This window comes from Jatrophihabitans sp. (genome assembly GCF_051960575.1).
In the GTDB taxonomy this organism is placed as follows: Bacteria; Actinomycetota; Actinomycetes; order Mycobacteriales; family Jatrophihabitantaceae; genus JBQCEE01.
Genome location: NZ_JBQCEE010000145.1, coordinates 1 through 9,840 on the forward strand (window position 1 = coordinate 1; position 9,840 = coordinate 9,840).

Consider the following 9,840-nt stretch of genomic DNA (forward strand, 5'->3'; position numbering starts at 1 on the left):
TCGGCGGCACGCTGGGCACCGCGGTCTTCCTGTCGATCCTGTTCACCTCGGCCGGGCACAACATCCCGACGGAGTACGCCAAGGCGCAGGGCACGGACGCCTTCAAGCAGGCTGCCGCAGCGCACCCCGACCAGCTCAAGCTGATCACCGGTGGCACGGGCAGCCTGAACGACACCTCGTTCCTGCACCACATCGAGAGCGTCCTGGCCCACCCGTTCCTGGTCGGGTTCTCGGACGCGATGGACCTCGTGTTCACCGTCGGTGCCATCGTGCTGGTGGCCGCGTTCGTCCTCTCGCTGTTCATGAAGGAGGTGCCGCTGCGCACGATGTCCGGCCAGCAGGCCCGGGCCGCCGCCGAGGCTGCGGCCGCTGCCGCGGTCACGGACGTGGAGCTGCCGGTCGGCGCCGCCGCGCCGGACGAGAGCACGGCCGGCGAGGACGCCGGACGCGCCACCCACGCGCAAATCCGGTAGCCACCCGCTCGTCGCAGCGCCCCGTGATCCCGCTCGGATCGCGGGGCGCTGCCGTGTTCATTACGCTCCGAGCAGGCTCCGTCGGCCGCCCCTCACCGGGGCGAGGAAGAGGTCCGCACATGGCGCACGGCTCCAACAAGCGCGAATGGCTCACCACGCTGCGGGGGTTCCCCGCCTTCTCGCAGTGCAGCGAGGACGACCTCAAGGCGCTCATCGACGCCGGCGGCGAGTTCCATCTGCCGGCGGGCTGGCCGCTCGTGCAGGAGGGCATCCCCGCCGACGCGTGCTACGTGCTCACGCAGGGACAGGCGCGTGTCTTCGCCGGACGCGAGCAGATCGCAACCGTCGGCGTCGGCGACATCATTGGCGAGATGGCGCTCATCGGTGGGGGCCAGCGCAAGGCGACGGTCACCTCGTCCGACCGCGTGGCCGGCCTGCGCATCGAGAACGACAAGCTGCGCAAGGTGATGGCCGACCACCCCGCGGTCGAGCGCGCCTTCCAGGCCGTGTACGACGCCCACAGCCAGTGACGGTCACTCCGTGGCGGAAGGCACGTCGTCCGGGTCGTAGTCGTCGATCCCCGCAGCGATGCGCTCCTGCTCGGTGCGCCGGGCCAACTCGTCGTCGTTGAGGTGGGCCGGCGTCTTCGCGTGCGCCCGGTGGTCCGGGATGGCCTGCTCCTCGGGGATGATCACGTCGTCCAGGTTCGGCGTCTCGCTCATGACCAGACCGTGCCCCGTGCGACCGGAGGGCTAAACCGGGTCGGCCACCTGGCGCGGCTCAGGGTCCGCCGTCCGCCCGGACGTCACCGGGCCGGCGGCGTCCTCGGTGCGTCGGCGGATGCGCAGCCGGGCGGAACTCGAGGCGGCGAGCGGCTCCAGCGTGCCGGCCTTGCCCAGCCCGAAGGCGGGCATGTTGGCGTCGATCGCCTCGTACTCACCGGCGCGGACGAGGTAGGTCTCGTGCCAGATGCCGCTGCGCGGATCGCTGCCGACGCGCTTCCAGTACCCCCGCCAGGCGGCGAGGTGCGGGTCGGCCTCGTCGCGGGCGAACGCCTCGAGGTGCTCGAAGGACCGCCAGTACTGGACGATGGTGGGCAGCCCCATCTCGTAGCCGAGCAGCCCCTTCTCCGGCCGCTCGCTGAGGTACCTCAGCATGTGACGCATCCCGCGGCGGCCGCCGAGGTCGCGGAAGCAGCGGATCGGGTGCTTCGGGTCGAACCGGGCGCCGATCAGGAAGACCACGAAGTCGCCCTCGATGGTGGCGCGCTGCCGACCTGCGCGGATCGTCCTGTCTGTGCCGTTCATGAGCGCCCGTCCCTCGTCCGCCGTGGTGGCAGCCATGGTGGTCGGATGCCTCGACATGCGCAACGGCGGACTTCACCGCTGCGGCGTCTCGCCGATGGGATCTCCGTGCGCCGGCTCATCACTGCCCTGTTCGGGCTGCTGTTCGCCGTCGCGCTGCTCGCCGGGCCGCCGCCGGCCTCGACCGACACCGGCGGCCTGCGACCGGCGATCGGTACCAGCCACCCGGCATCACCGACCACCACGCCGCCGCCGGCACCGGCCGTGAAGCCGGCACCGACCCCGTTCCCCGGCGATCCGGGCGACGCGCTGCAGGTCGTGTCGGTCGTCGCACACGACCGCCGCGCCACGACGGCCCGCGTGCTGCTCTGGCAGCGGCCTGCCGTCGGGCAGCCCTGGACGCTCGTCGCCGGGCCGTTCACGGCGCACGTCGGGGCGTCGGGGCTGACGACCCACCCGCGCGAGGGCTTCCCCGCCACACCGATCGGCAGCTTCGGCCTCACCCAGGCCTTCGGACGCGACGCCGACACCGGCGGCCGCATCACCCGTCTCGCCTACCACCGCCTCCGGCCGGGGGACGGGTGGAGCAACGCGCCGCGGCAGTACAACCGCCTGGCCCGCACCGGCGAGATGTTCCTCGGCCGCGACGGCTGGATGCGCCTCGCCGTCCTCATCGACTACAACACGGCGCACCCGCGCGTCGGTGCCGGCTCGGGCTACTTCCTGCACGTGGCCGGCGGCGGGCCCACCGACGGCTGCGTCGCCCTGCCGCTGGTGCAGCTGCGCCGCGTCGTCGCCTGGCTGACGCCCGCCGGACGGCCGCGCATCGTGACCGCGATCGACGCCGGTCGGCCCTCGTTGTGAGGCGGCAGCCGCGTCACGGCTGACGGTCGGCCCCGAGGGGCCTGCTGCTGTGTGGCCAGGGGCGGGATCGAACCGCCGACCTACCGCTTTTCAGGCGGTCGCTCGTACCAGCTGAGCTACCTGGCCGTACCTGTTGCTGCCCGTGCCGCGCACGTGCCTGCGAAAGCCTACCCGATCAGTCCGGGGCCACTTCGTCGTAGCGGCGCCAGACCAGCTCGACCAGTGCGGGGTGCACCCCGAGGGGTGCGCCGACCGTCGCGAGCCCCCGCCCTGCGGCTGCCAGGACGCCGGTGAAGCGGCCCTCGGCGAGCAGGTAGGCCGCGGCCTCGACCGGGGGCGGCGCGGCGGCGAAGGCCGCGCGGAGGTCGTCGGCCATCGTCAACACGGTCACCGGCCGGCCGAGCCGTTCGCCCAGGGCCCGCGCCGCGGCGTCCAGCTCCTGCCGTGCCTCGAGACGGCTCGAGCCAGCGGCGACGAGGAACGTGCTCGCCGGCTGCTGCGTGCGGGCGGCCGCCAGGCGGTCGGCGACGGCGTCGAGCACCAGCGGGTGGGGGCCGAGGTGCGCGGCGACGCGCGTGGCGGGGTGGCCCGCGGTGGCGGCGGGGATGTCGCTCTGCACGTGGAAGCCGGTCGACAGCAGCAGGGGGACGACCACGGTGGGCGATGCGTCAAGCGACTCGGCCAGCGTCGGGCCGATGACGTCGAGGAAGCACAGGTCCACGCGGATCTCCCGCCGGGCGGCGCGGACGGCGTCGACCAGCGCACGGGTCGTCGCGGCACCGGCAGGGGACGCGGTGCCGTGGGCGACGACGAGCAGGCGGGGTGGGGGCACGGCGGCGCTCCTCTCGCGGGGGCGGACGCGACGAAGGCTCCCGGTCTGGTGACCGGGAGCCTTCGTGACTGGCGACCCCGACGGGACTCGAACCCGCGACCTCCGCCGTGACAGGGCGGCACGCTAACCGACTGCGCTACGGGGCCTCGATACTGCTCGGTACGACTGGTGAGGCCGTGCCCCCAACGGGATTCGAACCCGTGCTACCGCCTTGAAAGGGCGGCGTCCTGGGCCTCTAGACGATGAGGGCGGCTCGCTCGCCGTTTCGGGCGAACCGCTCCATGCTAGCCCCACTCGAGGACGTGACCAGCATAGGGGATGGTCGGCCGAGGTTTCACCCGGCCCTGGTCAGCGACCCACCTCACACGGCCGCGTTAGATTTTTTTGCGACCGGTGAAACCACGCGCGGGGTCGCGAGCGAAACCAGAGTGGATCGACTGGAGCGGGACGGCCGAACACGGCCCGCTCTGGTCGATCTCTTCACGTTCCGGGCCGCTTCCGGGGTCGCCGTGCGCCGTTCGAACGGGTCAGGCGTCGACCGGGCGCATGCCGAGCATCCGGACGCCGCCCTCGGTGCGCAGCACCGCGGTGACCCAGCCCCCGCCGGCCCCGTGCGCGCGCAGGTGCTCACGGTCGGCCGGCAGCTCGACCGGGTCGAAGCGGCGCTGCTCCCAGTGGATGCGGGCGTCGTGCCCGGCGGTGGCGAGCTCGAGCACCGAGCCGTCGGCCGCCAGCTCGTCGCGGGCACGCACCAACCGGGCGATGGCGTCGTCGAGCGCCGTCACGAGCGCCGGGTTGTCGTCGCACCAGGTCGCCACGAGCGCCGGACGCGTGCGGGCGACCCGCGAACCCGAGCGGTACGAGCCCGCGGCGAGCGAGAGCCCGAGCGGCCCGCCGGCGAGCCCCGTCAGCGCCAGCGCCTCGGCGAGCACGTGCGGCAGGCCGATGACGCGCGCGACCGCGGCGTCCTGCTCGGCCGCGGAGGTGGGTACCGGGCGGGCACCGAGGTCGCAGACCAGCTCGGCCAGCCGCAACCAGGCGTCCAGGGGGGTGTCGTCCTCGAGCACGAGCGCCCACGGTGCGTCCCGGAAGAGCAAGGGGTCGGCGGCGGCCCAGCCGGTGTCCTCGACGCCGGCGAGCGGATGTCCGCCGACGAAGGCCGTCCCCGGCGCGATCGCGCGCACCGCGTCGAGCACCGGTCGTTTCAGGGTGCCGACATCGGTGAGCACCGCCGTCGCCGGCAGGTGCGGCGCCACCGAGCGCAGCGCGGCCTCGACGTCGGGCAGCGGCATCGCGAGCACGACGAGGTCGGCCCCGGCGACGGCCTCCGCGTCGGACGCCGCGACCGAGAACCCGGACGCGCTCACGGCGGCCGCGGTCGACGGGTCGACGTCGTAGCCGACGACCTCGGCGCTGGTGAGACGCAGGGCGTGCAGCAGCGAGCCGCCGATCAGGCCGAGCCCGAGGACGGCGACGCGCCGGAAGCTCGACGTCATCGCGGTTCGGGGCCCTGGGATCGCACCCGGCGACGGTAACGCTTCGTGCGGTCACACCTTCCGCGGGCAAGGTGCACCGTGTCAGGATCGTGACGCCCCGGACCTTGGCGCACGGACCCGGAGGAGGCAGGCATGGCGAAGCAGGGGTTCGCGGTCGCGGCGTTCCGCGACGGCGCCCAGTGGCGGGTCGAGGCCATGCCGCCGACCGTGCTGGGCGATCTCGGCGTGCTGTTGCAGGCCCTGCGTGCGCAGCCGCCCGAGGGCGGGCCGTTCCTGATCGCCTGCGTCCCCGAGGAGTTCTTCGTGCTCGCACGGCAGGAGGGTCGCCGCGTCTCGCTCGTGCTCTCGGACCTCACCGCCGCCGTCGAGTTCGACCTCGCCGAACAGGTGCTGACGCGGCTCGGCGAGGAGCCGCCCGCCGACGACGAGCTCGACGAGGCGTGGCCGATCGGCGACCTCGAACTGTTCGACGACCTCGACGTGTCGGAGGAGGAGATGGAGGACCTGCTCGAGGACGACGACGCCCTGCCCGAAGAGATGGTCGATGCCCTCTTCGACCGGCTCGGTCTGCGCGACGAGTACGAGCGCGCGACCCAGATGCTCGGCGTGGGTCGCTGATGGCGGCGTTCGCCGCGGTGCTCACCCGCGCCGGTGGTCGGTGGCGGGCCCAGGAGGAGTCGGTCGACGACTGCGAGTCGGTCGCCGAGCTGGGCGAGCTGCTCGCCGAGCACGACGGCACGGTGCGTCTGCTGCTCATCGAGCAGGACGACGAGTTCGCCGCGATCGTGCGGCTCGACGACGAGGTGCGGGTGTTCCTCACCGACGGGCACGCGGCCGACAGCTACCCGCTCGCGGCGATGCTCGCCGAGGACCTCGAGCCGGCGGTGGCGTCGCGGCGAGGCGCTGCGGTCGACGACGAGGACGACGACGAGGACGAGGTGCCGCCGCTGCACGAGAGCGTGCCGTTCGGCGATGCCGCCGTCGTCGAGGACCTCGGCACCGACCCCGGTGACCTCATCGACATGAGCGTGCACCCGGGCACGCTGCCGATCGACGTGCTCGTGGCCGTGTGCGAGAAGGCGGGCTGCGCCGACCTGCTCGACGACCTGCGCGGGTGACCGCCCAGGACGACGCGGCGATCGGTGCCGCGCTGGACGTCGCGCGCGCCGCGATCGGCTCGGGGGAGGTCCCGATCGGTGCGGTGGTGCTCGCGCCGGACGGCGAGGTGCTCGCGTCCGCCCACAACGAGCGGGTGCTGCTCGGCGACCCGACCGCGCACGCCGAGGTGCTCGCGCTGCGCCGCGCCGGCGCGGTGCTCGGTGACTGGCAGCTCACCGGCTGCACGCTGGCCGTGACCCTCGAGCCGTGCACGATGTGCGCCGGCGCGCTCGTGCTCGCCCGGGTCGCGCGGCTCGTCTTCGGCGCCTGGGACCCGAAGGCCGGCGCGGTGGGATCTCTCTGGGACGTCGTCCGCGACCGGCGGTTGAACCACCGCCCCGAGGTCGTCGGCGGCGTGCGCGAGGACGAGTGCGGCGCGTTGCTGCAGGCGTTCTTCGCCGAGCGGCGCTGACCTTCGGGATCGGGGACGAGTACCCAACCCGGATCGAGTAGGAGTGCTCAGGCCCGTGGCGGCCGCGGCCGCGACGCTTGCCGCATGACGACACCCACTGCCCCGAAGAACACCACCGCCTTCTACGCCCAGGCCGCCATCGCGTTCGGGCTCGCCCTCATGTCGATGCTCATCGGCGAGTGGTACCTGCCGCTCTCCGGCTGGGCCCGCGCCTTCCTCGCCCTCGGCACCGTCTTCCTCACCTCGTCCTGCTTCACGCTCGCGAAGTGTGTGCGGGACGCGCAGGAGAGCGGCTCGGTGATCAGCCGCCTCGACCAGGCCCGCCTCGAGCGCCTGCTCGCCGAGTTCGACCCGTACGCCGTGCCGCATCTGGCGAAGGCCTGGGCGCAGGCCTCACCCGCCGGCGAGACGGTCCTCGCCGACCGAGCGGCCACCGGCCTCACCCCGCCCGAACCCCGCGCGGGGGTGCTGTAACCTCGTCGGCGGTGGCGTGTCCGAGCGGCCAAAGGAGCACGCCTCGAAAGCGTGTGTGGTTAACAGCCACCGTGGGTTCGAATCCCACCGCCACCGCCAATGTGACGCCCGGGACGTCGACGATGTCGACCTCTCGCGATCACTTCCGCCGGGAGAGCTCCCGGTCGATGTCGGCCTCGGTGACCGGGTGCCGAAAGTAGACGTTCCACGCGTCGAGCAGCAGCAGGAGACCCCAACCGCCGAGGATCCAGCCGGGCCAGAAGTAGCCGAACCCCGATGCCGCCCAGATCCCGACCAGGAACGCGTTGATCGCCAGGTAGCCGACGAGGTCGCCGCGGAACTTGTTCCTGCGCTCCAGGCGTTTGCGGGCCGCGTCCCGCTCCGCCGACATCGCCGCGTCGGGCGTGACGGACGAGGGGACGACCGGTCGCCCGCCGTGCTCCATCGACGTGGACATGCGCCACCTCCATGACCCGGATCGACACGTGCGCCTCCACCGTCCGTCCGGGAGGAACGGCCGGTCAGGGCCTTCGGTCACCGGCTGGTCCCGCTCGTCCCGAGCAGGGCCCGGACGCGCCGTTCGGCTCTGTCGGCGCAACGGGTCCCGGGCGACGGTGGATGCCGGCCGCCGACGTGGGAGCGTGCGCACCGGTGGCCGAGTGCACGCGCGAGGAGGGCAGCATGCGGTTCGCCGATCGGGCGGATGCCGGCCGCCGGCTGGGTGCTTCGGTCGAGGCCGCGGGCATCACCGGCGACGGCGTGGTCGTCGTCGGGCTGCCGCGGGGCAGCGTGCCGGTGGCGGACGAGGTCGCCCGGGCGATCGGCGCACCGCTCGACGTCGTGCTCGTGCGCAAGATCCGCACGCCCGGCCAGCCGGAACTGGCCGCCGGCGCGGTGGGCGAGGCCGGCGTGCTGGTCGTCGACGAGCGGCTGGCGCGCCTGATCGGCCCGGACGAGGTGCGGCGCGGCGAGAAGCGCGCACGGGCCGAACTGGAGCGGGCCGCAGCGCGGTTCCGGACGGAGCATCCCGCCGCGCCGCTCGAGGGTCGCACCGTTGTCATCGTCGACGACGGGGTCGCGACCGGGTCGACGGCGCGGGCCGCCTGCCAGGTCGTGCGCGCGCGGGGCGCGGCCGAGGTGGTCGTGGCCGTGCCCGTCGGCCCGCCGGACGTCGACACGGTGCTGCTGCCCGACGCCGACCGTGTCATCTGTCCCGAGCGCCCGACGGACTTCGTCGCGGTCGGGCAGGCCTACGCCGACTTCAGCCAGCTCGACGACGACGAGGTGGTCGCGGTGCTGCGCGCGGCGCGGCTTCGACGCACCTGGACGCCGTGAAGGGCCCCGCGCGTCACCGTGTCGGCGCGGCGAGCCACGGCAGCACGATCGGTACGGCGACGTCCGCGGTGTAGAGGCCGGCATGGTCGACGCCGGGGACATGGACGACCGCCACCGGGTGCCCGCCGGTGCGCAGGGCGGTGGCGAACCGGTCGGTGAACTCGGGCGGCACCGTGCTGTCCGTCGTGCCGTGCGCCAGCAGGAACGGCACCGACGGCCGCAGTCCGGCGAGGTCCATCGGGTCGGCGGCCCGCCATGACGCCGGTGCCCGGGTCGGGTCGTCGGGCAGCAGTGGCCGCGCGGCGTCGGGTATGCGCAGGACGTCGTAGGGCCCGGCCAGTCCGATCACCGCGTCCGCCGCCGCTGCGGGGTACGGGCAGTTGCCGCGGAGCCGGTCGGGCGTCAGCCCGGCGACCGCCGCGAGCTGCGCGCCGGCCGAGTGCCCGAGCAGCACCAGCCGGGTCGGCGTAATGCCGAGGGCGCGGGCACGCGCGGCGGCGAACGAGACGGCGCACACGACGTCCTCGGCCGGCACCGGCCAGTGCGCGCCGGCGTCGGCGGCCCGGTAGGAGCCCGAACGACCGAGGCCTCGAGCCTGCGGCCGTCCGGCCGCGCGGCCAGGGCCCGATGGCCCGGCGGCGGACCGCACCAGGTCGCGGCCGGACGAGGTCAGCTGACGGCCGGGAGCCTGACGCCCGACAGCAGGGCGGCGCGGCGGGCGACGAGCTCGTCGGCGCCCCGGCGCGTCCAGACCCAGTCGATCGGCAGCGTGACGCCGTCGAGACCGACGCCGAGGTTCAGCAGCCGGTACTGCTCGACGTTGTCGCGGCGCTGCGCCTCGGCGAGGGTCGGCAGGTGCCCCCACAGCGGGGTGGTGTTCGGCGAGCCGAGGTAGTCACCCGGCCTGGTGCCGGGCAGCGCCCGGGTGCCGACGCCGGCCGCGTGCAGCAGCCGCCGGGCTCGCTCGTCCATCATCATGACGATCCACGGGGCGTCGTTGGCCTGGGTCGCGCGGAACAGGCCGTGGTAGAGCGCCGCCGCCATCAGGCCGCCGCTGCCGCGACCGCGGCGGACGGCGATGGTGGCGACGTCCCAGGTGCGTGCCGGGTCGATGCCGGCGGCGCGCGCCGAGCGCAGGCCGTCGACCTGCCAGGGGCGACGCGCGGCGTCGTTCAGCGTCTTCAGGCCGGCCGGGCCGGGCGCGATGAAGCGCAGCGTCGCCGTGGCGGTGCCGCGGCCGTCGAGCACGGCGAGGAACCCGGTCTGTGCCGAGTACTCGCCGTACTCACGCTCGAGCTCGTCCGCAGTGTTCGCGTACGTGTCATAGAAGACCGAGGCCTCACAGGCCAGGGCTGCCTCGAGCTCGGACCCGGTCGGGTCGAAGACAAGGCGGAACGGTGTGGCAGACAGAACCGCCTCCCCGCGTCCGCTCTGGCTACTGGTGCGACATTAGGGCCTTTCGGCCACGCGCGAAAGTCCAGTGAAGAGACGA

The 9,840-nt window shown here is 73.9% G+C and carries 14 protein-coding genes, 4 tRNA genes and 1 pseudogene; 9 read left to right on the forward strand and 10 right to left on the reverse strand.

Going from position 1 to position 9,840, the window contains the following annotated elements; all coding sequences use genetic code 11:
- Both ACTHMS_RS08165 and ACTHMS_RS08170 read left to right on the forward strand, forming a co-directional pair.
- Window positions 1-473 (forward strand): annotated as a pseudogene (locus tag ACTHMS_RS08165) (MFS transporter); the annotation flags it as partial.
- Between the two features lie 119 nt (window positions 474-592).
- On the forward strand, window positions 593-1,003 hold the full coding sequence (locus ACTHMS_RS08170; RefSeq protein WP_440306167.1) for a Crp/Fnr family transcriptional regulator: 411 nt from the start codon (window positions 593-595) through the stop codon (window positions 1,001-1,003).
- 3 nt (window positions 1,004-1,006) lie between these two features.
- On the opposite strand, the gene ACTHMS_RS08175 is transcribed toward ACTHMS_RS08170, so the two are convergent.
- Window positions 1,007-1,195: a hypothetical protein gene (locus tag ACTHMS_RS08175; protein ID WP_440306168.1), complete on the reverse strand. Its 189-nt coding sequence runs from the start codon at window positions 1,193-1,195 to the stop codon at window positions 1,007-1,009.
- A 30-nt stretch (window positions 1,196-1,225) separates the two neighbouring features.
- Window positions 1,226-1,816 (reverse strand): DUF4188 domain-containing protein, encoded by a 591-nt coding sequence (locus ACTHMS_RS08180; RefSeq protein ID WP_440306169.1) that lies wholly within the window; start codon window positions 1,814-1,816, stop codon window positions 1,226-1,228.
- 9 nt (window positions 1,817-1,825) lie between these two features.
- Between ACTHMS_RS08180 and ACTHMS_RS08185 the strand changes: the two genes are divergently transcribed.
- A complete protein-coding gene (locus ACTHMS_RS08185; protein ID WP_440306170.1) occupies window positions 1,826-2,641 on the forward strand; it encodes a hypothetical protein in 816 nt (271 codons plus the stop codon).
- A gap of 52 nt (window positions 2,642-2,693) precedes the next feature.
- Here ACTHMS_RS08185 and ACTHMS_RS08190 read toward each other — a convergent pair.
- The 5 genes from ACTHMS_RS08190 to ACTHMS_RS08210 form a co-directional block, all read right to left on the reverse strand.
- A tRNA-Phe gene (locus tag ACTHMS_RS08190) sits at window positions 2,694-2,767 on the reverse strand.
- A gap of 49 nt (window positions 2,768-2,816) precedes the next feature.
- Window positions 2,817-3,473, reverse strand: coding sequence for a sirohydrochlorin chelatase (locus ACTHMS_RS08195; RefSeq protein ID WP_440306171.1), 657 nt, complete (start codon window positions 3,471-3,473; stop codon window positions 2,817-2,819).
- 69 nt (window positions 3,474-3,542) lie between these two features.
- Window positions 3,543-3,619 (reverse strand) — tRNA-Asp (locus tag ACTHMS_RS08200).
- Between the two features lie 31 nt (window positions 3,620-3,650).
- A tRNA-Glu gene (locus ACTHMS_RS08205) sits at window positions 3,651-3,723 on the reverse strand.
- Window positions 3,724-4,000: 277 nt separating this feature from the next.
- On the reverse strand, window positions 4,001-4,969 hold the full coding sequence (locus ACTHMS_RS08210; RefSeq protein ID WP_440306172.1) for a prephenate dehydrogenase: 969 nt from the start codon (window positions 4,967-4,969) through the stop codon (window positions 4,001-4,003).
- A 132-nt stretch (window positions 4,970-5,101) separates the two neighbouring features.
- Between ACTHMS_RS08210 and ACTHMS_RS08215 the strand changes: the two genes are divergently transcribed.
- The 5 genes from ACTHMS_RS08215 (at window position 5,102) to ACTHMS_RS08235 (ending at window position 7,112) form a co-directional block, all read left to right on the forward strand.
- Window positions 5,102-5,587 carry a tRNA adenosine deaminase-associated protein gene (locus ACTHMS_RS08215; RefSeq protein WP_440306173.1) on the forward strand — a complete coding sequence of 162 codons (486 nt, stop codon included), beginning with the start codon at window positions 5,102-5,104 and terminating at the stop codon, window positions 5,585-5,587.
- A complete protein-coding gene (locus ACTHMS_RS08220) occupies window positions 5,587-6,087 on the forward strand; it encodes a tRNA adenosine deaminase-associated protein (RefSeq protein WP_440306174.1) in 501 nt (166 codons plus the stop codon). Before ACTHMS_RS08215 ends, ACTHMS_RS08220 begins: the two co-directional genes overlap by 1 nt.
- Window positions 6,084-6,539 carry a tRNA adenosine(34) deaminase TadA gene (gene tadA / locus ACTHMS_RS08225; protein WP_440306175.1) on the forward strand — a complete coding sequence of 152 codons (456 nt, stop codon included), beginning with the start codon at window positions 6,084-6,086 and terminating at the stop codon, window positions 6,537-6,539. Before ACTHMS_RS08220 ends, tadA begins: the two co-directional genes overlap by 4 nt.
- Before the next feature lie 84 nt (window positions 6,540-6,623).
- Window positions 6,624-7,013: a YiaA/YiaB family inner membrane protein gene (locus ACTHMS_RS08230; RefSeq protein ID WP_440306176.1), complete on the forward strand. Its 390-nt coding sequence runs from the start codon at window positions 6,624-6,626 to the stop codon at window positions 7,011-7,013.
- A 10-nt stretch (window positions 7,014-7,023) separates the two neighbouring features.
- Window positions 7,024-7,112: transfer RNA gene (locus tag ACTHMS_RS08235), tRNA-Ser, on the forward strand.
- Between the two features lie 40 nt (window positions 7,113-7,152).
- Here the strand turns inward: ACTHMS_RS08235 and ACTHMS_RS08240 are convergent.
- The gene (locus tag ACTHMS_RS08240) at window positions 7,153-7,470 is read right to left on the reverse strand and encodes a 2TM domain-containing protein (RefSeq protein WP_440306177.1); all 318 of its coding nucleotides are present in this window, start codon (window positions 7,468-7,470) and stop codon (window positions 7,153-7,155) included.
- A 224-nt stretch (window positions 7,471-7,694) separates the two neighbouring features.
- Here ACTHMS_RS08240 and ACTHMS_RS08245 point away from each other — a divergent pair, with 224 nt between their 5' ends.
- On the forward strand, window positions 7,695-8,348 hold the full coding sequence (locus ACTHMS_RS08245) for a phosphoribosyltransferase (RefSeq protein WP_440306178.1): 654 nt from the start codon (window positions 7,695-7,697) through the stop codon (window positions 8,346-8,348).
- Between the two features lie 13 nt (window positions 8,349-8,361).
- Here the strand turns inward: ACTHMS_RS08245 and ACTHMS_RS08250 are convergent, their stop codons facing one another.
- Both ACTHMS_RS08250 and ACTHMS_RS08255 read right to left on the reverse strand, forming a co-directional pair.
- Window positions 8,362-8,997, reverse strand: a complete 636-nt coding sequence (locus tag ACTHMS_RS08250) for a prolyl oligopeptidase family serine peptidase (protein ID WP_440306179.1) — start codon at window positions 8,995-8,997, stop codon at window positions 8,362-8,364.
- Window positions 8,998-9,017: 20 nt separating this feature from the next.
- Window positions 9,018-9,596: a hypothetical protein gene (locus ACTHMS_RS08255; RefSeq protein WP_440306180.1), complete on the reverse strand. Its 579-nt coding sequence runs from the start codon at window positions 9,594-9,596 to the stop codon at window positions 9,018-9,020.
- Window positions 9,597-9,840: the final 244 nt, after the last annotated feature.